The organism is Salipiger marinus (genome assembly GCF_900100085.1).
Taxonomy (GTDB): domain Bacteria; phylum Pseudomonadota; class Alphaproteobacteria; order Rhodobacterales; family Rhodobacteraceae; genus Salipiger; species Salipiger marinus.
On record NZ_FNEJ01000020.1, the window covers coordinates 78,805 to 96,698 of the forward strand.

A 17,894-nucleotide genomic window follows, 5' to 3' on the forward strand; every position below is an offset into this window, starting at 1 on the left:
ATTCCGGCACAACTTGCTGATTCTGCCCGAAACTTCGACAGGGCAGCGGGGCGGGCGCGCGGCTCAGGGTTTCTGCGCCGCGGCATAGATCTGGTCGATGAACGCCTGCGTGCCCCGGCAGAATTCCAGCGGCAGCGGGAAATCCGCCTGCCCCAGCGCTGCGGCGTTGAACGCCTCCACCTGCAGGACGTAATGATTGTCGCCGGGCCAGCGCCATGTCCGCGTCTCAAGCCCCGGACCGAACAGCTCCAGCGTCGCCGGGCCAAAGACATTGACGTTGAACGGCACCGACAGGCGCATCACGCCGCGTTCGCCATGCAGCAGGATTTCCTGCCACGGCGCGGCGCGGGTCGAGACGCGCCCGGTATACAGAAAGTCCGGAAACCGCGCCATGACATGCGCGGCGGTGTCCACCCCGCCCTCCCAGTCCAGATGCGCGGCGAGGATCTGCTGCGGATCCTGCCCGGTGATCAGCCGCACGCTGCCAAAGGCATAGATGCCGACATCGGGCAGCGCGCCGCCCCCCGCCGCCGCCTGATTGCGGATATTGCCCGGATCGGCGTTGTAAAAGCTGTGGGTGCTGTCGACCCGCACCAGCTTTCCCAGCGCGTCCTCCTGCAGCAGCTCGCGCGCCTTGGCGAATTGCGGGTGATGCGCGATCATCCACGCCTCCGCCACCAGCTTGCCCGACCCGTCGCGCAGGGCGATCAGCGCGTCGATCTCGGACGCGGTCATGGCGATCGGCTTTTCGCAAAGCACATGCTTGCCCGCCTCGACCGCGCGCCGCGTCCAGTCCACATGCATCGTGTTGGGCAGCGGGATATAGACCGCGTCGATCTGCGGATCGGCCAGCAGCGCATCGTAACTGTCATGCACCCGCAGTTCGGGGGCAAAGGCGGTGAATCCCGTAGCCTTGGCCGGGTCAGAGGTGGCCAGCGCCGCCAGCACGCCACCACGCGCCGCATGAATCGCCGGGGCCATCTGCGTGCGCGCAAAATTCGCCGCACCCAGCACACCCCATCTCAGATACTCCGCCATGTTCCGCTCCTCTCCTGCTGGCGCCAAGGTAACCTAAGTATCGGGCGCTGCAAGCAGAACGCCCGCCGGTAAGGGCGGGCGCAAAGCAGGCGGCAAGGCTTCAGGGGCTCAGGCGGTGGCCATCATGCCCTGTTCGGTGGCCAGATCGCGCATGCGCTTCTGCAGCTTCTCGAAAGCGCGCACCTCGATCTGGCGGATACGTTCCCGGCTCACGTCATAGACGGAGGACAGATCCTCCAGCGTCACCGGCTGTTCGGCCAGACGGCGCTGCGTCAGGATGTCGCGCTCGCGCTCGTTGAGCACGTCCATCGCCTGCTCCAGAAGGGCCCGGCGCGCTTCCATCTCGTTGCGCTCGGCATAATCGCCCGCCTGATCGGCGCCTTCATCCTCCAGCCAGTCCTGCCATTGCATGGTCCCTTCGCCTTCGGACCCGACCGTGGCGTTCAGCGAGGCATCGCCCCCCGACAGCCGCCGGTTCATGGAGATGACCTCGTCCTTGGTCACGCCCAGATCATGCGCGATCTTTTCCACATGCTCGGGGCGCAGGTCACCCTCTTCCAGCGCGCCGATGCGGCTTTTCGCCTTGCGCAGGTTGAAGAACAGCTTCTTCTGCGCCGAGGTGGTGCCAAGCTTCACAAGGCTCCACGACCGCAGGATATATTCCTGAATGGAGGCGCGGATCCACCACATGGCATAGGTGGCCAGACGGAAGCCCTTTTCGGGATCGAAGCGTTTGACCGCCTGCATCAGGCCCACATTGGCCTCGGAAATGACCTCCGCCTGCGGCAGTCCATAGCCGCGGTAGCCCATGGCGATCTTGGCGGCGAGCCGCAGATGCGAGGTGACCAGACGGTGCGCGGAGTCAGAATCCTGATCCTCCACCCAGCGCTTGGCCAGCATATACTCCTCCTCGGGCTCCAGAAGCGGGAACTTCCGGATTTCCTGCAGATAGCGGCTGAGTCCGGCTTCCGGCGACGGAGCCGGGAGATTTGCATAGGTGCTCACTTGTCCCAGATCCTCCAATGTTTCGGGCGTTAACATGCATATGGATGCGGCCCGGGTGGGTTTCAAGCGTCGATGACGCTTCATGCTTGTTACGGTGTTAACGCAAAACTCCGTCGCCCGGATCCGCAAAACGCCCGGCTCACGCAGATGGGAAAACCATGTCAGCCGGCGTGTGCCGCACCCCGCAGCGCGGCAACCAGCGCCTCCATATCTGCGGGCAGCGGGGACTCGAACCGCATCATCTCGCCGCTGACCGGATGCGCAAAGCCCAGAACGGCGGCATGCAGCGCCTGCCGGTCAAATCCCTCGACCTGCGCCAGCACCTCGGCGGGCAGCGCGCGGGCGGCGGCGCGGCGGCGCCCGCCATAGACCGGATCCCCCAGAAGCCCGTGCCCGGCATGGGCCATATGCACCCGGATCTGATGGGTGCGCCCGGTTTCCAGACGGCATTCCACCAGCGACAGGGTCGGCGGCTGACCATAACTTTCCAGCACCCGCGCGCGGGTCACCGCATGGCGCCCCTGCCCGTCGAAATAGACCGCCTGCCGCTGCCGGTCGGTCTTGTGCCGCGCCAGCCCGGACTGGATGCGCACCACCTCGCCCGGATCCATCGACACGCCGCGCGTGCCGCGCAGACGGGGATCAGCGGCAGAGGGCACGCCATGCACCAGCGCCAGATAGGCGCGTTCGGCGCTATGGGCTTCGAACTGCGCGGCAAGGCCATGATGCGCCCGGTCGGATTTCGCCACCACCAGCAGGCCGGAGGTGTCCTTGTCGATCCGGTGCACGATGCCGGGGCGCTTGCGCCCGCCCACCCCCGACAGCGCGCCGCCAAAATGATGCAGCAGCGCATTGACCAGCGTGCCCGAGGGCGTGCCGGGCGCCGGATGCACCACCATGCCCGCAGGCTTGTCGACCACCACCAGATCGGCATCTTCCCAGATCACGGTCAGCGGGATGTCCTCGGGGCCGATATGGCTGTCCTCGGCGGGGGGCAGCGCGATCTCCAGCACGTCGCCCGCCTCGACCCGCGCCTTGGGATCGCTCAGCACCGCGCCATCCCGCGTCACCGCCCCTTCGGCGATCAGCCGCGCCAGCCGGGTGCGCGACAGCGCCGCCTCCTCTGGCACATCGCGCGCCAAGGCCTTATCAAGGCGCGGCGGCGGGGTCTCCCCGATGACGATGCGCAAAGGCTGGTCCATGTCCGATACTCCCGATCCCGAAAAACTGCCCGAGCCCGCCAACCTGCGCCTGCTGCGGCGGCTGGTGCTCGTGCTCATGGGGGTGATGATCGTGGGGCTTGTAACCCTGCTCGGCCTGCTTGTCATCCGGCTCACGACCACCCGCGCGCCCCTGCCCGCAGAGATCACCCTGCCCGACGGCGCCACCGCCACGGCCTTCACCCAGGGCCCCGACTGGTATGCCGTGGTGACCCGCGATGACAGCATCCTGATTTTCGACCGCGCCACCGGCGCGCTGCGCCAGACCCTGCAGATCGCGCCCGCGCCCTGATCCCGCCCCGCGGCGGCGTTCCGGCGTTCCAGCGACCCCAAATATCCCGGGGAGTCCGCGCGCAGGCGCGGACGGGGCAGAGCCCCGGATCGGGGCCCGCAGCCAGCGCGGCCCGGTGTCATCATGTCCCGAAGGATGGTACCGCCTTCCCGGTTCGAACGGGAGACCTCTTGATCCACAATCAAGCGCTCTAACCTACTGAGCTAAGGCGGCACGCCGGTGGGCAATACCGCCGCTTCCCCACGATTGCAACCCCAAAATCCGCCCTTGTGTCCCAGCATTGTGCCGCATGCTTGCAAATGCCCAAGCGCGGCTTTAAGGCCGCTGCAGGCACCCGGACGGAGGCGATCATGGGGATCAACAGCGAACGCGACATCGAAGCCAACCTGCAGATCGGTCCCACCGATCTGGGCATGGTGCGGCTGTTCATCTTCGCCGGGGACATGGAAATCCCGATGGATTTCGACCCCGAAGAAGCCGAGGAAATCGCCGAGGAACTGCGCGCCGCCGCTGCCGCCGCGCGCAAGGTCAAGCCGCGCCGCTGACCCCGCTCAGCCCCAGGCGTCCAGCCGCGCCTCGGGGTCGCGCAGGGCCTGCAGCCGCCGCGCCGCATGTTGCGCGAAGCGGCGGGTCAGCGCCGTGCGCCGCGCCCCCGCCAGCCGCACCTCGGGGGCCATGCGCAGAATCTCTGCATCATAGGCATCCGCGATGATAAGCCCGGTGCCCTCGGGCAGAAGCTCGGTCGGGAACATCTCGTCCACCGCCCAGAAATACCGGTCGCACCAGTCCAGATAGCCGGTCCATTTGCCGTCCGACAGGAAGTCGGCGCGCGAGCTTTTGCACTCCACCACCCAGATCTCGCCCTTGGGCCCCAGCGCCATCACATCGACGCGGCGCCCGCGTTCGGGCACAAATTCCTCGACCACGGCAAAACCGAGGCTGGCCAGATGGCGGCAGACTCCGCGCGCCAGCGCTTGGCCGGGCATCTGCGGAACGGAGGGCGGGGGCATATCTTCAGCAAAGCTCATGCACAAATTATGAACAGGTCGTGAACGAATGCAAGCCGGGCGCCGGACACTCTTTTTTGAGCGCGCGCGACGCTTACCTGTTGACGCAATGCAGCAAGGGGCCCGCATGACACAGGACACACGATCCCAGACCGCGCAGGCGCGCGGCATCCGCCATGCGCGCGATCTCGAGGCGCATCTGACTTGGCTCGACAGCTTTTCCGGCACGGCGCTTGGCGTGCTGTCGGTGGCCTCGGGCATCTACACCTATCTTGGCGTCTCCTCGCTGCTGGAGGAAAACGGCGCCTTCGCGGTCTTTGCCGCCATCGCCTATTCCGTCGCGGTCTCGGTGGGCATCTTCGTCTTCTGGTCCTACATGATGCGGCTGTTTCCCGCGATCCGCACCGCCCGCGCCCGCGCCGGGCTGCTGGGGGCCATGGCGCTGGGATCGCTCGCCATCGTCGCCATGTCCTCCTGGCTCAACGCTGCGGCGCTGGCAGGCTCGGCAGCGGTGGAACAGCATCTGGCCAAGACCGTGCAGGATTATCAGGGCGCGCTGGAACGCACGCATGAGATCGCCCTGACCGGGCAGGCGCTGGAACGCGACGTGGCAAGGGTGCGGCAAAGCTTCGAGGATCTGTCCGAACAGGAGGCGCAGGGCTCGCTCTCCGGTCTTGCCGGGCGCGGCGCGGTGTTCCGGGTGCTGCGGCAGAAGGCGGCGGAGCTGACCGCGCTGGAGGCACAGATCGCCCAGCAGACCCCGCTGGTCAACGAGGCCTTTGCCCGGGGCAACACCATCCTGTCGCGGATGCGCGCGCTGACGGTGGAACCGGGGCCGGTGGAGCCGCGCTCGGTGGAATTTTCCGAAGCGGCGGTGGAACTGCAGGGGCTGATCGCGCAGCTGCGGCAGCTGTCGGTGGCGCCGCTGGTGGAACGCGCGGCGCAGGATCTGGCGGCCTCGGTGGTGCTGCCGGAACTTGACGGCCAGAACGAGACCGACCGCGGCAATCAGGCCGCCACCATCACCTCGGTGCTGGAGGTGCTGGCGCAGCGGGCCACCACGCTGGAAGGGGCGGCGCAGAACGTGCTGGCGCTGCAGCCCGCCGCCGAAGTGACCTATACCCCCGTTTCCGCCGCCGATGCGGTGATCCTTTACGCCCGCAACTTCGTGCCGTCCTGGGCCGGGGCCATCGCCATCGACCTGCTGCCCGCCGTGCTGGTGCTGATCCTTGCCGTCACCCATGGCGCCATCCGCGAAGGCCGCGACGGCGCCGCCATCGAGGACACGCTGACGCTGGCCGAACTGCGCGCAGCGCTTCATGCCATGCGCGATGTCGAAGAGACGATGGCGGCCATGCCCAAGGGCCAGAAGCCCGACCCTGCCGCCGAGCCCGGGCCGGACCGCACGGCGCCGCGCATGGGTCCGGTGGCGCCGGAGCCCCCGGCGGACCGGGGCGCCGCATGAAGGCGCCGACCATTGCCCGCGTGCTGACCGGCGTTCTGGTCAGCCAGCTTGCCCTTGGCGCCTTTCTGGTGATCAGCGATCTGGCCGGGGCGGGGTTCCGGATGCCGCAGTTCGGGCCACAGATGCCGCGCCTGTCGGATCCGGTGCGCCCCGGCGACCAGCGCCGCACCTTCAGCCCCGACCGCGACCTGCCGCCGCTGTCGCCGCTGCGCGATCCGGACGACCTGCCCGACCGTCTGACCCTGACCCAGATCGAAGGCGGCACATGGCGGCTGGAGGGCGGCATCGCCGCAGGCGACGGCGCCCGGCTGACCGAACAGATCAGCGCCGCCGCACCGCCGGTCGAGACGCTGATCCTGCAAAGCCCCGGCGGATCGGTGCAGGACGCGCTGGCGCTTGGCCGCCACCTGCGCGAACAGGGCATCGCCACGCAGATGCTGGAGGGGGAGTTCTGCTATTCCGCCTGCCCCTATCTTCTGGCCGCAGGCAGCCCGCGCAGCATTGCTGACGGTGCCGCCGTGGGGGTGCATCAGCATTATTTCGGCGAAAGCACCCTGCTGCCCGCCTTTGTCGCCGTCTCTGACATCCAGCGCGGTCAGGGCGAGGTGATGGTCTATCTCGACGAGATGGGCATCGACCCCATGGTGATGAGCCATGCCATGACCACGCCCGCCGATGAAATCTACATCCTGCTGCCGGAGGAGCTGGCCCGCTACGGCTTTACCGAGGCCGAAACCGAAGCCGCCGCCAACTGAATTTTGCAGGCCCCCTTGCCGAAGCCGCGCGCAGCCCCTATCTCGCGATCAGGCGGGTTCTGGGCATCTCGTGTAGGGTTGCATTCCGGTGGCCTTAAGCAATTCCGAGGGAGTTGGCTCTGTCCGGGCCCTGGTTCGGTTACCTGACGCCCACCTGTACATACAGGTCCTCGGGAATGAGAGAACCCCACGGATGTCTCGGTTCCCGCCACTTACCCCTTCCCCAAGACACAGAAAAGCGCCCCTTGGGGCGCTTTTGTCGGTCTCTGGGGCAGCACCTTTACAGCAGGCGGCGCTTGCGCGGCTTCTCTGCCCGCACGGGAATGGGACGCAGCTGCAGGCGCGCGCCACCGGATCCGCCTTCGTCTTCGCCCATGCGCATGATGCTGATCGCGAACTGCACGCTGCCGAAGACCAGCCCGTTGAACAGCCACAGCAGGGAGACCGCCAGCAGCCCCGCCTCCGAATGGCTGACCAGATGCTGCAGGTTGGCCACGTTCTGCCACAGCAGCAGGCCGGTAAAAAGGCTCGACAGGGCGAAGCCGGAAACGCATTGCGTGATATAGAGCCGCACAAGCCGGGGCATGTCTCTCTCCTCTGATCCTTGCATGAAGCGTAACGCGTCATCGCCACTTGGCAAGCCCGACGCGACGTTCAGGTCTCGGAATCAGCATGAAAGAGATGTGACGCGCCCGCAAGGCGCAAATGCGCGCAGCCCCCTGCCCGCCCGGACGGCGTTTTGCCTTCTTCTTGGTCAAAATATCCCGGGGGAACGGCGCGGCACGCGCCGTGGGGGCAGAGCCCCCTGCCCGAGGCCGCCCCAGATCAGAACGCTTCGGGTCTGGCCTCGCGCGCCATGTGGTCCAGCACCGCGTTCACGAAGCTGGGCTCGCGGCCATCGGGGAAAAACGCCCGCGCCACGTCGACAAATTCGGAAATGACCACGCGCGGCGGCGTGTCGCAGGCCACCAGTTCGGCCCCCGCCGCGCGGAACAGGCCGCGCAGCGTCGGATCGATCCGGTCAATGGGCCATTTCGCCACCAGCGCCCGGTCGGTCATCTGGTCGATGCGCGCCTGCCAGTTCACTGCCTCCGAGACGAGGCGCGTGAACAGATCGACATCGCCCTCCATCAGATCCACACCTTCTTCGACCTCGGCGCCAAAGCGGTAGTCGATGAACTCGCGCGTCACCTTCTCGGCGGTCTGGCCGGACAGCTCCATCTGGTAAAGCGCCTGCACGGCATAAAGCCGGGAGGCGGATTTCATCTGGCGCTTGCGATTGCCGGAAGGCGCGGCGGGCGTGGTCATGCGGTGTCTTTTCCTCTGGAAGCGCCCGCAATCTGGATCTCGTCGCGGGCGGGCACGAATCCCACCCCCTTGCGGGCGCCGCCCCACCTACGGGCCAGCGCGACCAGATGCAAGGCCGCCGCCGCCGCACCGCCGCCCTTGTTCTGGCCTGCGACCTCGGCGCGCACCTGCGCCTGATCAAAATTCTCGACGGTCAGGATGCCATTGCCAATGCACAGCCCCTGCAGCCCCAGCAGGGTGATCCCGCGCGAGCTGTCATTGCAGACCGTGTCGTAATGGGTGGTCTCGCCGCGGATCACGCAGCCAAGCGCCACGTAGCCGTCAAAATCCGACAGACGCTCGGCGATGCCGATGGCGGTGGGGATTTCCAGCGCGCCGGGCACCTCGACGGTTTCGTGAAACCCGCCCGCCGCCTCGATCTCTGCACGGGCCCCGGACACCAGCGCATCGGCGATGTCCTTGTAATAGGGCGCCACCACGATCAGGATCTTCACCGGACGGTCGAATTCGGCGCGCGGCAGGGTGTAATGCGTTTCGGTCATGGCCATCAGTGATCTCCGATTCTGCGGGTTCCGGTGATGACCAGCCCGTAAGCCTCCAGCCCGACGATGCGGGGGGTCGGCGAATTGGTCAGCAGCACCAGTTTCGACAGGCCCAGCGAGGACAGGATCTGCGCGCCAAGACCATATTGCCGCAGCGTGCGCGGCGACACGTCGTCATGCAGTTCCAGCTTCATCGAGGTGTCGCGCAGCAGAACGACCACGCCGCGCCCCTCTTCTGCCACCGCCTGCATGGAGGCGCGGAATTCATCCGCCCGTCCGCCCGGCCCGGTGCCCACGATGTCCAGCATCGGATCCAGCGCATGCATCCGCACCAGCACCGGCGCCTCGCCGGAAATATCGCCCCGCGTCAGCACGATATGCTCGTCGCCATGGGACTGGTCCACATAGATGCGCATGTTCCAGTCGCCGCCGAATTCCGACCGCACCACCTCTTCGGAGCGCACCCGCACCAGATTGTCGTGGCGGCGCCGATAGGCGATCAGGTCGGAAATCGTGCCGATCTTCAGCCCGTGTTTCTGCGCGAAGCCCACCAGTTCGGGCAGGCGCGACATGGTGCCGTCCTCGTTCATGATCTCGCAGATCACGCCCGCCGGGTTCAGCCCCGCCAGCCGCGCCACGTCCACCGCCGCCTCGGTATGGCCCGCGCGCACCAGCACGCCGCCATCCTTGGCCCGCAGCGGGAAGACATGGCCGGGGGTCGCGATGTCCGCCGCCCCCTTGGAGGCGTCGATCGCCACCTGAATCGTCCGCGCCCGGTCCGAGGCGGAGATGCCGGTGGTCACGCCCTCGCGCGCCTCGATGGAGATGGTGAAGGCGGTTTCATGCCGGGACGAATTGTTGACCGACATCAGATGCAGGCCCAGTTCGTCGATCCGCTTGGAGGTCATGGACAGGCAGATCAGCCCGCGCCCATGGGTCGCCATGAAATTGATGGCATCGGGCGTCGCCCATTGCGCGGGGATCACCAGATCCCCCTCGTTCTCGCGGTCCTCGTGGTCGACAAGGATGAACATGCGCCCGTTGCGGGCATCTTCAATGATCTCTTCCACCGAAGAAATCGCGTCCTTCCAGTCTTCCTGAACCGGACCCGGCGTTTCGTAATCCGTCATGGCGCCTCTCGCTTCTGCCCCTGCCAGATACGTCAGCGCGCCCCGAAAGACTAGGGCGCAAATTGTGCGCGCACGCGCGCGTGGCGTTCAGGGACGCGCGGCATAGAGCGCCACGGCGGCGGCGTTCGACACGTTGAGCGAGCCAAATCCCCCCGCAAAATCGATGCGCACCAGCTGGTCCACCGTCTCTTTGGTTTTCTGGCGCAGGCCCGGGCCCTCTGCCCCCAGCACCAGCGCCACGGCGCGGTCGCGCCGCCCGTCCAGCGCCGCCTCGATGCTGGTTTCCGCTTCACCGTCGAGCCCCAGCACCACATAGCCCATGGCCTGCAGCGCGGTGATGGTGTCGGCAAGGTTGCGTTCGCGCAGATAGGGCTGGCGTTCCAGCGCGCCCGAGGCGGTCTTGGCCAGCGCCCCGGTTTCGGGGGCGGCGTGATGCTGCGTGCCGATCACCGCCTGCGCGCCGAACACCTCGGCAGAGCGCAGGATGGCGCCGACATTATGCGGATCGGTCACGCGGTCCAGCAGCACCAGCCGCGGCGGGCGGATGCCATCCCCCAGCGCCACGTCCTGCAAGCGCCCCCAGTCCAGCGGCTTGACCTCCAGGGCGGCGCCCTGATGCACCGACTGCGGGTCGAGCGGCGCACCGAATTTGCGCGGGTCGTGAATCTCTGGCGTGATCCCCGCCCCTTCCAGCGCATCGGCGAGCTTGGTCTGGGCGTTCAGCGTCAGGATCAGCCGCAGCTTTTCCCGGCGCGGGTTCAGCAGCGCGTCGCGCACCGCATGCAGGCCGAACAGCCAGACGGTTTCCGCCGCCCCGGCCTTTTTCGCCTGTTCCTTTTCCACCACCCATTTCGGTTTCTTGACCATGGCCTGCGTCCTTGTCCTGAGCCGCGATCTCTGCATCGACAGCCTGCGGGCTGCAAGGATTTTTCCTGTTGACGCCGGATTGGCCCGCAGGTAATCACCCCGCACACCGGCGGTGCCGGTGGAAAGTGGGCGACAGGCCGCAAGGTGTGGCAGGGGACTGTAACTCCCTCGCGGAGACGCACGCCTGGTTCGATTCCAGGGTCGCCCACCACTTTCCCTTAGAACTCAACTAGATGGCGCTGCGGCGCAAACATCCGTCGCTGTCGCAAGGCGGCGCGCGGTCACCTGTCGCCAGCATTGCACAAAGGCTGGCGCGTGGTGCGCTGTCCATCCCCCGCCCTTCGGCAGACCCGCGCGGCGATCTGCCCCCCCGCGCGGCCTGAACGCGTTACTGCGCCGGTTCGGGGCAGTTCTTTGCCCGTGCGACCTGCTGTGCCTCACGGATATAGGCCTGCGTGGCGGGTGCGTTGAGCGGGTTGATGTAGCCCATGCGCGCGCTGGCCATTTCACGGGCCAGTTCCTCGCAGCTTTGCCCCTCGAACCGGCTGCGGTTTGCCGTGGCCGACATCTTTCCCGCCACCGCATTGCCCGCCACCGCCGTGCCCACCGTCCCCGCGACGCTTGAACATCCGGCCAGCCCAAGGGCGGCGCCCGTAATCACAATCGCAAAAAGGCAAGATTTCATAAGGCATACTCCGTGAATGGCTTTAAAGAGCACCAGCCATGCCCGCTCCGCCCGCCAGCGTCTCCCCCCTGATCGGGGGTGATTCACAAGCTGCCCCTTTTCAACAAATGCCAAAACGCCCGCATGACGCGCCGCCTTGCCGCGTCAGACACGAGCCCGCGATTCGCCTCTCGGCGCGCCAAGCTTCCTTAGTAAAACGCACCCGAGGCCCGGCGCGTCAGCGCGCCGGGATGGCTCTGCGCCGCCGCCGCACCCACTGGACCAGCGACAGGAGCAGCAGACCCGCGATCGCCACCACAAAGGCAGCCGAGATCGGACGTTCAAGGAACACCATCGGATCGCCCCGGCTGATCAGCAGGGCGCGGCGCAGGTTGGTCTCGATCAGCGGACCAAGCACGAAGCCCAGAAGCAGCAGCGCGGGATTGAACCGGGCCAGCGCCAGAAGATAGCCGGCAAGGCCGATCCCCGCGACGGCCACGATGTCATAGGTCAGGCCGCGCACGGAATAGACGCCAAGGCAGATGAAGATCAGGATCGCGGGATAAAGCCAGCGGAACGGGATGCGCAGCAGCGCGACCCAGACGCCGATCAGCGGCAGGTTGAGGATCAGCAGCAGCAGGTTGCCGATCCCGAAACTTGCGACAAGCCCCCAGAACATCTCTGGCCGCGCCTCAAGCATCATCGGCCCGGGCTGCACGCCATGGATGACCAGCGCGCCCAGCATCAGCGCCATGATGGGATCGCCGGGGATGCCCAGCGTCAGCGTGGGAACAAAGGCGGTGATCGCGGCAGAGTTGTTGGCCGCCTCCGGCCCGGCCACGCCTTCGATGGCGCCATGGCCAAAGCGTTCCGGACGGCGCGCAATGCGCCGCTCCATCGCGTAGCTCAGGAAAGACGACAGGGTCGATCCGGTCCCCGGCAGCGCCCCGAAGAAACTGCCCAGCCCGCTGCCGCGCAGGGAGGGAAAGACCATGCGCCTGAGGTCATCGCGGGTGGGGGCCATCTGGCGAAAGCCGATCTTTTCTGTCACGGCCTGACGTTCGGGATCGCGGACATTGCCGATCACCTCGGCCACGCCAAAAAGCCCCATGGCCAGAGCGACAAGGTTCACGCCGTCCAGAAGTTCGGTCTGCCCGAAGGTGAAGCGCATGGCGCCCGAATTCACATCGGTGCCGATACATCCCAGAAGCATGCCAAGCACGATCATCGCAAAGCCCTTGGCCGGGCGGGCGCTGCCGATGGTGGAGGCGGCGACCAGCCCCAGCACCATCATCGCCGCATAATCCGCCGCGCCAAACGCCACAGCGACGCGCGACAGCCAGCCCGCCAGAAGGACCAGCACGACGATGCCGATGATCGATCCCGCGAAGGATGACACCATCGCGGCAAAAAGCGCGGCCCCTGCGCGCCCGTCGCGCGCCATCGGATAGCCGTCAAGCGCTGTCACCGCCGATTGCGGCGTGCCGGGAAGCCGCATCAGGATGGAGGCCACGGCCCCGCCATACTGCGCGCCGTAATAGACCCCCGCCAGCATGATAAGCGCGGCTTCGGCGGAGATGTAATAGGTGATCGGCAGCAGCAGCGAAATCGCGGCCATCGCCCCGATGCCCGGCAGCACGCCGACAAAGGTGCCCAGCAGCACCCCCAGAAGGCAGAAGATCAGCACCCCCGGCTGCAGGGCGAAGTTCAGCCCGGTGACAAGCCCTTCCCAGGTTCCCATGCGCGCCTCAGATCCAGACCGGCCAGAGCGGCAGCGACATCTGCAGCCCGGTGCGGAACACCAGAACCGTCAGCAGGGTCACCACGCCCGCAAGCATGAGCCGCCATGTCACCCCGCGCCGCGGCGCGGGCAGCGAGGCGACAAGGACGCCAAGGTAGGCCGCAATGACCAGCCCCAGCGACCTCAGACCAAAGCCGAAGACAAGGATCGAGGCCAGCACGGCAAGCGCGGACCATGGCTCGACCGGCACCGCCTCCCCGGCCCGGCGCAGGGCAGGCACCGCCACGATCAGGCCGATGACCGCCAGCAAAAGCCCGAGCCCCACGGGAAAGGCGCCCGGCCCCATCTGCCTGAGCGAGCCCAGATCGTAATGGAGCGAGGCCCAGCCCGCCGCCCCCGCGCCGATCAGCGCAAGGGCGAGGCCGCCGAAGATATCGGTCCAGTCGCGCTGCATGCCTGCTTACTGCGCCTCGATCCGGTCGATCACCCCGCCCCACATCTGGGTGTCGGCCGTGATGCGTTCCTGCATCTCCTGCGCGGTGCCGGGGGCCGCCTGCCAGCCGATGGCCAGAAGCTGTTCCTGAACACCCGGATCCGCGAGGATCTCGGTGATCTCGGTGGTCAGCCTTTCGACCACCGCCGCATCGGTGCCAGAGGGCGCGATGAACCCGTTCCAGAGTTCGGCCCGGAAATCTTCGGCAAAGCCCGCCTGACCCGCGATGACCGGAACGTCGGGCGCCTGTGCGGAAGGCTCAGACGAGGTGATCCCGAGGATCCGCATGTTGCCGCCCTCCACATGCGGCATCGCTGCCGACGGGGCCATGAAGCCCGCGTCGATCTCGCCGCCCATGATCGAGGTGGTCACCTCGGCATAGCTGGTGAAAGGAATATGGAGCATCGTCACGCCCGCCTCATCGGCAAAAAGCTCTGCCGTCAGATGCGCGCCCGACCCCTGACCGACCGAGCCATAGGCGATGGCTTCCTCCTCGGCCCCGGCTGCCGCAACGAAGCCTTCCAGATCCTCAAGCCCCGACTGGCTCGACACGGCCAGCACCAGCGGCGAAGTGGCGATCAGCGTGACCGGCGCGATGTCGGCGGCCACGTCAAAGCCGGTATCGCCCATCATCCGCGCGGCGGTGGTCACCGGGCCATTGATGGTGGTGCCGAAGGTCAGATCGTCGTCACCGGCATTGGCCAGCATCTGCTGGATGCCGATCACCCCGCCCGCGCCCGGACGGTTCTCGATCACCACGGGCTGGCCCAGACGTTCGGCCAGCGGCTCCGTGATGATGCGGGCCAGCGTGTCGGGCGACGAGCCTGCGGGGAAGCCGACATAGACATGCAGCGGCCCGGTGGGCCAAGCGTCCTGAGCAAATGCGGGCGCGGCAGCAAAAGCCAGCACGCATCCGAACGCCGCGCGGCGCGGGATGTGGGTGGTCATGGGCAGATCTCCTCCTATTTTGCGCGCAACGAACACTAACTTGGCGCACAGGGCAATACCTGCAGACCCCCGCGCCCCGGACTTTCCGTGCAGAGCCGGGGCGGCGCCATCACGGATCTGCGTGATTTCAGAATGAACCGGTCAGCTTCGCGAGGACAGACAAAGCCGGTCGCCGATCCCGGGGCGGCACGGACACCAAGGGATCTGTTGCCCCCGCTTAGAGGCTGATCCCCTGAGGAAACCGCATCGCACCGGGATTATGACCAGCCCGAAATGTGGCGTAGCCCCCCAAATCGGGGAAGCCCGGCAAGGTGACGCAAGACAGCGCAGACGCCTCTCGGTCCGTGACAAAAGGGACGGACCGCGATCCCGCCTCGGGACGCGACAGTCCGGCTCACCGGCATGGCAGGTGGCCTTGCCAGCCCGATAGCGGAGCCTGCCATCCTGATCGGGCTTCTCCTCCCGGGGATGTGTCAGGGTCCGGAGGTTCTGCTTCACCTCCTTGCCACCCGGGCAGCTGAAGACATCGCTGGCGGCAACATAGGTGACGTCACCGCGCTCCGTCATCCCGTCCCGTCCCTGCGGCCTGACGTGTCGAATACCGGGATATGGGCCGCGCTGCCGGTCCAGCCAGTCCAGCATGACGCCGGAGCCACAGGCGGTGTCCGCGATCAGCCGGTTGGGCGCGATGTCAAAGGTCTCATTCGCCCGGTCGATCAGGGCCGCACCGATCCGTCCCCGGCCAGCCGGATCGACCGGCGGCTTCCATATCGTGGATCACGCCATTGCCTGTGTCGATCAGATGGTTGGTGAAACGGGCAAAATAGGCCGCCCCGCGCCGGTCCATCGCGAATCCGGATCGGACGGCAAGGTGGCCCTCGGCCCGACCGGGTTCGCTGGCATCATCAAGCGTTTCGCGATGCGCCCTGACAGCCCGAGGCACATCTGCGGGATCAATGCTGTCGGGCTGCCTTTCCAACCTCGGCCTCGGCCTTCATGATACTGGCATCTGCGGCGAGGTGCTGGCCGCTGGCCAAGCCCTCTGCGAGACAGTGCCACGACCGGGCCGGTCAGATCGCGGCGCGGAACCAGCGGCAGGCGGGGTTGAGGTGACCCTCCCCGCAGGCGCAGCGCTTGGACCGTTCGATGCGCTTGCTCGGCTCCACGATCGCCTCTCAGCCCATGAGGCAACCGGCCAGCAGCACCCGAATCAACAGTTCCGGATCAATCGACGGGCCATCCGGCGGAACTGTGGAAACGCGCCAGGTGCTGCCGCATGCCTGCCGGGTCGGCGCATTGCTCGCCCGATCTGAACATGTGGTCAGGCGGGACATGCGCTTTGATCAAGACCTCACAGAACCGAACACCTTGCGCAAGCGGCCGGGGCTCATCATCGCCCTCCACCTCAAGCTGCCGCAGCCAAATTGCATCGGCGGAGGGCCCTGAAGGCGTGCCATGTTCTTCACCGGAACGGGCGCAAAGCTGCCATGCGGCGGCGGAACCGGTCATGCCTTCAGCGGTGCCTGCCGTCCGTCGCTGTCGGCCCCCGGGCTGCCGGTGATCCAAGTGACCGGCACCGCAGTGCAGATTGACCCATACGGACATGTCCGTGCCAAAACGGACGAGCCCCCCAAGCGCCTTGGTCCGGCAGCGGGCTACGGCAAGCTAGGCCGCGCCCTTCCACGAGTCTGGCGCAATGTAGACGACGCTCTCATCGACGCTGACCATCACCTCGCCGTCCTGGATATTGACTTGCAGCTTCATCGCGGGGCTGGCCAGCTTGGCCAGGGCGGCAGTGTCGGTCTCGGAGAAACTGATCACCCGCAGATTGTCGAAACGGGTGGTGCCGTTCTTGACCTTGTCCCACCAGATTTCGGCGGTCTTGCCGCCATAGGGGTAGACAATCACCTTCGCGGCTTTGCTGCAGGACTGACGTATGACCTTTTCGCTCGGAAGCCCAAGCGCCACCCACACATCGATCTCGCCGCTCAGGCTCTTCTGCCAGATGTCGGGCTCGTTATCCGTCGACAGTCCCTTGGTCAGCTCCAAATGCTCGTGAGCATTCAGGGCAAAGGCGACGATACGGACCATCAGCCGCTCATCGGTCTCCGAAGGATGCTTGGCAACGGTAAGTTTATGGGTCTCGTAATAGTGGCGATCCATGTCCGAGACCGACAGCTCGATTTTGTAGATGGTGGCATTCTGCGCCATGTGCGTCCCAGCCCTTCCAAGGATCGGGCTGCCTACCGCGTCCGGTCCTCCTTGGGAAGCAGATATAAGGGCCGCAGATGATCCCCCCATGAACGAGGCCCCGCCTCCGCCGCCGCGCCGAACGAGAGAGGGTCGACCGAGATCGCCCTCATCAGGCGCCTGCAATGGGATGGTGCCAATGAAGCATAAGTTTGCACACCCGGATGATTCGGGATCGATGTTCTTGGAAAATTCACAATATATTCCAGAGTGTTGAGAGTTCCCCCATAGCGCCGCAAGGCATAAGCATGCACAGTTGACACATAAGCATGCACGGCGGCGGCCAAAAAAAGGGCCCGCAATGCGAGCCCTGAAACGTCCATACCGGTATTGGCCAGCCGCTATTCGTCCAGCACCATCTCCATGAGCTTGTCGCCGTCGATCATGTCGCGATAGCCGGGTGCGGTGAAGGGGCACAGGCCCTGAGGCAGGCGGGAGTTCTGGGCATAGGTCTCGGAGAACATTTTGACCGTGGCGGTCTTCTGGCTGCGAAGTCTGCACAAGCCGAAGGCGCGGATCAGCAACTCGATGACGAGGCCCCACCTGGAGGCGCAGGCAAAATCGAGGCGCTGCAGAAAATCGACGTCTACAAGGTCTTCGACATCGATATCGGCGCGTTCGGCAAAAGTGTAGACGAGCTTGTTCAGTTCGATCATGTCGGGATCCCTTGTGGGATCAGCGAACCTGCCGAGATTGATTTTATCGAAATGAATGTGGGAGAGGAGATGGGCAATCTGCTCTTCAGAGTTCACATGGCGGGCCAGAACCGGGACGCCTGAAAGGATGAGCATCAACGGCCATTCCGGTTCCTTCACCAGCGCCTTGAAACGGTCGAGGAGCTTTTCGTTGGACTTTGGGCCCGACGTAAATGCGTGTTGGCATTCGTCATAGTAGAGGCCGATGACGCCCTGTTCGCGGCATTGATGGCGAACCATGTTCCACAATTCACCCTGGGTGCGCCGAGGATTCGCAGGGTAACCGAGAGCTTCGAGCGTCTTGTGACCCAGATCCTTCCAGCTGATCGACCCATCCAGCTTACAGTAGATGAACTTACCCGGCTTCCCATTGGGCATCGTGAGCTGCTGCCGGTTTCGTGGACAGCAGGTTAAGCTAGCATAGCGCGGGCCTCGAACTCCATCGGGCTGAGGTAGCCCAGTTTCGAATGCCGT

20 protein-coding genes and 2 tRNA genes are annotated in these 17,894 nt (G+C 66.0%); 6 read left to right on the forward strand and 16 right to left on the reverse strand.

Features of this window, described 5'->3' with window-relative positions:
* Window positions 1-63 precede the first annotated feature (63 nt).
* The 3 genes from BLR51_RS19600 to BLR51_RS19610 form a co-directional block, all read right to left on the reverse strand.
* Window positions 64-1,038, reverse strand: coding sequence for a Gfo/Idh/MocA family protein (locus BLR51_RS19600; protein WP_089850155.1), 975 nt, complete (start codon window positions 1,036-1,038; stop codon window positions 64-66).
* A gap of 108 nt (window positions 1,039-1,146) precedes the next feature.
* On the reverse strand, window positions 1,147-2,043 hold the full coding sequence (rpoH, locus tag BLR51_RS19605) for an RNA polymerase sigma factor RpoH (RefSeq protein WP_089850157.1): 897 nt from the start codon (window positions 2,041-2,043) through the stop codon (window positions 1,147-1,149).
* A 161-nt stretch (window positions 2,044-2,204) separates the two neighbouring features.
* Window positions 2,205-3,245, reverse strand: coding sequence for an RluA family pseudouridine synthase (locus BLR51_RS19610; protein WP_089850159.1), 1,041 nt, complete (start codon window positions 3,243-3,245; stop codon window positions 2,205-2,207).
* Between BLR51_RS19610 and BLR51_RS19615 the strand changes: the two genes are divergently transcribed.
* Window positions 3,244-3,555, forward strand: a complete 312-nt coding sequence (locus tag BLR51_RS19615) for a DUF6476 family protein (protein WP_089850161.1) — start codon at window positions 3,244-3,246, stop codon at window positions 3,553-3,555. The genes BLR51_RS19610 and BLR51_RS19615 overlap by 2 nt on opposite strands.
* Window positions 3,556-3,691: 136 nt before the next feature.
* Here the strand turns inward: BLR51_RS19615 and BLR51_RS19620 are convergent.
* Window positions 3,692-3,768 (reverse strand) — tRNA-His (locus tag BLR51_RS19620).
* A 137-nt stretch (window positions 3,769-3,905) separates the two neighbouring features.
* Here BLR51_RS19620 and BLR51_RS19625 point away from each other — a divergent pair.
* Complete coding sequence (locus BLR51_RS19625; protein ID WP_089850205.1) at window positions 3,906-4,100, forward strand: DUF6324 family protein; 195 nt, start codon at window positions 3,906-3,908, stop codon at window positions 4,098-4,100.
* Window positions 4,101-4,106: 6 nt separating this feature from the next.
* Here the strand turns inward: BLR51_RS19625 and BLR51_RS19630 are convergent, their stop codons facing one another.
* Window positions 4,107-4,583, reverse strand: a complete 477-nt coding sequence (locus BLR51_RS19630) for an MmcB family DNA repair protein (protein ID WP_242656787.1) — start codon at window positions 4,581-4,583, stop codon at window positions 4,107-4,109.
* Window positions 4,584-4,689: 106 nt separating this feature from the next.
* On the opposite strand from BLR51_RS19630, the gene BLR51_RS19635 reads away from it, so the two are divergent.
* Both BLR51_RS19635 and BLR51_RS19640 read left to right on the forward strand, forming a co-directional pair.
* Complete coding sequence (locus tag BLR51_RS19635) at window positions 4,690-6,027, forward strand: AAA family ATPase (protein ID WP_089850163.1); 1,338 nt, start codon at window positions 4,690-4,692, stop codon at window positions 6,025-6,027.
* Window positions 6,024-6,782, forward strand: coding sequence for a COG3904 family protein (locus BLR51_RS19640; RefSeq protein ID WP_089850165.1), 759 nt, complete (start codon window positions 6,024-6,026; stop codon window positions 6,780-6,782). Before BLR51_RS19635 ends, BLR51_RS19640 begins: the two co-directional genes overlap by 4 nt.
* A 280-nt stretch (window positions 6,783-7,062) precedes the next feature.
* Here the strand turns inward: BLR51_RS19640 and BLR51_RS19645 are convergent, their stop codons facing one another.
* The 5 genes from BLR51_RS19645 to rlmB all read right to left on the reverse strand — a co-directional run bounded on the left by BLR51_RS19645 (window position 7,063) and on the right by rlmB (window position 10,629).
* Window positions 7,063-7,368, reverse strand: coding sequence for a hypothetical protein (locus tag BLR51_RS19645; RefSeq protein WP_089850167.1), 306 nt, complete (start codon window positions 7,366-7,368; stop codon window positions 7,063-7,065).
* A 239-nt stretch (window positions 7,369-7,607) separates the two neighbouring features.
* Complete coding sequence (nusB, locus tag BLR51_RS19650) at window positions 7,608-8,090, reverse strand: transcription antitermination factor NusB (RefSeq protein WP_089850168.1); 483 nt, start codon at window positions 8,088-8,090, stop codon at window positions 7,608-7,610.
* On the reverse strand, window positions 8,087-8,638 hold the full coding sequence (locus BLR51_RS19655; protein ID WP_089850170.1) for a 6,7-dimethyl-8-ribityllumazine synthase: 552 nt from the start codon (window positions 8,636-8,638) through the stop codon (window positions 8,087-8,089). The genes nusB and BLR51_RS19655 overlap by 4 nt, the downstream gene beginning before the upstream one ends.
* Window positions 8,638-9,762 (reverse strand): 3,4-dihydroxy-2-butanone-4-phosphate synthase, encoded by a 1,125-nt coding sequence (gene ribB, locus BLR51_RS19660; protein WP_089850172.1) that lies wholly within the window; start codon window positions 9,760-9,762, stop codon window positions 8,638-8,640. Before ribB ends, BLR51_RS19655 begins: the two co-directional genes overlap by 1 nt.
* A gap of 87 nt (window positions 9,763-9,849) precedes the next feature.
* Window positions 9,850-10,629 carry a 23S rRNA (guanosine(2251)-2'-O)-methyltransferase RlmB gene (gene rlmB / locus BLR51_RS19665; protein ID WP_089850175.1) on the reverse strand — a complete coding sequence of 260 codons (780 nt, stop codon included), beginning with the start codon at window positions 10,627-10,629 and terminating at the stop codon, window positions 9,850-9,852.
* 127 nt (window positions 10,630-10,756) lie between these two features.
* Here rlmB and BLR51_RS27820 point away from each other — a divergent pair.
* Window positions 10,757-10,840, forward strand: a tRNA-Tyr gene (locus BLR51_RS27820).
* A 177-nt stretch (window positions 10,841-11,017) separates the two neighbouring features.
* On the opposite strand, the gene BLR51_RS19670 is transcribed toward BLR51_RS27820, so the two are convergent.
* The 4 genes from BLR51_RS19670 to BLR51_RS19685 form a co-directional block, all read right to left on the reverse strand.
* A complete protein-coding gene (locus BLR51_RS19670) occupies window positions 11,018-11,314 on the reverse strand; it encodes a hypothetical protein (RefSeq protein WP_089850177.1) in 297 nt (98 codons plus the stop codon).
* Window positions 11,315-11,531: 217 nt separating this feature from the next.
* The gene (locus BLR51_RS19675; protein WP_089850179.1) at window positions 11,532-13,034 is read right to left on the reverse strand and encodes a tripartite tricarboxylate transporter permease; all 1,503 of its coding nucleotides are present in this window, start codon (window positions 13,032-13,034) and stop codon (window positions 11,532-11,534) included.
* Window positions 13,035-13,041: 7 nt separating this feature from the next.
* On the reverse strand, window positions 13,042-13,488 hold the full coding sequence (locus BLR51_RS19680; RefSeq protein ID WP_089850182.1) for a tripartite tricarboxylate transporter TctB family protein: 447 nt from the start codon (window positions 13,486-13,488) through the stop codon (window positions 13,042-13,044).
* A gap of 6 nt (window positions 13,489-13,494) precedes the next feature.
* Window positions 13,495-14,475 (reverse strand): Bug family tripartite tricarboxylate transporter substrate binding protein, encoded by a 981-nt coding sequence (locus tag BLR51_RS19685; RefSeq protein WP_089850184.1) that lies wholly within the window; start codon window positions 14,473-14,475, stop codon window positions 13,495-13,497.
* A gap of 1,134 nt (window positions 14,476-15,609) precedes the next feature.
* On the opposite strand from BLR51_RS19685, the gene BLR51_RS27475 reads away from it, so the two are divergent.
* Window positions 15,610-15,921, forward strand: coding sequence for a hypothetical protein (locus BLR51_RS27475; protein WP_131821844.1), 312 nt, complete (start codon window positions 15,610-15,612; stop codon window positions 15,919-15,921).
* Window positions 15,922-16,140: 219 nt separating this feature from the next.
* On the opposite strand, the gene BLR51_RS19695 is transcribed toward BLR51_RS27475, so the two are convergent.
* Both BLR51_RS19695 and BLR51_RS19700 read right to left on the reverse strand, forming a co-directional pair.
* Window positions 16,141-16,686: a YaeQ family protein gene (locus tag BLR51_RS19695; RefSeq protein ID WP_089850189.1), complete on the reverse strand. Its 546-nt coding sequence runs from the start codon at window positions 16,684-16,686 to the stop codon at window positions 16,141-16,143.
* Between the two features lie 380 nt (window positions 16,687-17,066).
* Window positions 17,067-17,894: AAA family ATPase (locus tag BLR51_RS19700; RefSeq protein ID WP_207543666.1), on the reverse strand; the 828-nt coding region annotated here is incomplete at its 5' end.

What these genes read in the sequence shown, in the direction of transcription:
- BLR51_RS19685 (WP_089850184.1), bottom strand. Translation starts at nt 14,475, where the DNA reads ATGACCACCCACATCCCGCGCCGCGCGGCGTTCGGATGCGTGCTGGCT.
- BLR51_RS19610 (WP_089850159.1), bottom strand. Translation starts at nt 3,245, where the DNA reads ATGGACCAGCCTTTGCGCATCGTCATCGGGGAGACCCCGCCGCCGCGC.
- BLR51_RS19635 (WP_089850163.1), top strand. Translation starts at nt 4,690, where the DNA reads ATGACACAGGACACACGATCCCAGACCGCGCAGGCGCGCGGCATCCGC.
- BLR51_RS19675 (WP_089850179.1), bottom strand. Translation starts at nt 13,034, where the DNA reads ATGGGAACCTGGGAAGGGCTTGTCACCGGGCTGAACTTCGCCCTGCAG.
- BLR51_RS19695 (WP_089850189.1), bottom strand. Translation starts at nt 16,686, where the DNA reads ATGGCGCAGAATGCCACCATCTACAAAATCGAGCTGTCGGTCTCGGAC.
- BLR51_RS19640 (WP_089850165.1), top strand. Translation starts at nt 6,024, where the DNA reads ATGAAGGCGCCGACCATTGCCCGCGTGCTGACCGGCGTTCTGGTCAGC.
- BLR51_RS19645 (WP_089850167.1), bottom strand. Translation starts at nt 7,368, where the DNA reads ATGCCCCGGCTTGTGCGGCTCTATATCACGCAATGCGTTTCCGGCTTC.
- BLR51_RS19600 (WP_089850155.1), bottom strand. Translation starts at nt 1,038, where the DNA reads ATGGCGGAGTATCTGAGATGGGGTGTGCTGGGTGCGGCGAATTTTGCG.
- BLR51_RS19655 (WP_089850170.1), bottom strand. Translation starts at nt 8,638, where the DNA reads ATGGCCATGACCGAAACGCATTACACCCTGCCGCGCGCCGAATTCGAC.
- BLR51_RS19615 (WP_089850161.1), top strand. Translation starts at nt 3,244, where the DNA reads ATGTCCGATACTCCCGATCCCGAAAAACTGCCCGAGCCCGCCAACCTG.
- BLR51_RS19625 (WP_089850205.1), top strand. Translation starts at nt 3,906, where the DNA reads ATGGGGATCAACAGCGAACGCGACATCGAAGCCAACCTGCAGATCGGT.
- BLR51_RS19630 (WP_242656787.1), bottom strand. Translation starts at nt 4,583, where the DNA reads ATGAGCTTTGCTGAAGATATGCCCCCGCCCTCCGTTCCGCAGATGCCC.
- rlmB (WP_089850175.1), bottom strand. Translation starts at nt 10,629, where the DNA reads ATGGTCAAGAAACCGAAATGGGTGGTGGAAAAGGAACAGGCGAAAAAG.
- BLR51_RS19670 (WP_089850177.1), bottom strand. Translation starts at nt 11,314, where the DNA reads ATGAAATCTTGCCTTTTTGCGATTGTGATTACGGGCGCCGCCCTTGGG.
- BLR51_RS19680 (WP_089850182.1), bottom strand. Translation starts at nt 13,488, where the DNA reads ATGCAGCGCGACTGGACCGATATCTTCGGCGGCCTCGCCCTTGCGCTG.
- ribB (WP_089850172.1), bottom strand. Translation starts at nt 9,762, where the DNA reads ATGACGGATTACGAAACGCCGGGTCCGGTTCAGGAAGACTGGAAGGAC.
- nusB (WP_089850168.1), bottom strand. Translation starts at nt 8,090, where the DNA reads ATGACCACGCCCGCCGCGCCTTCCGGCAATCGCAAGCGCCAGATGAAA.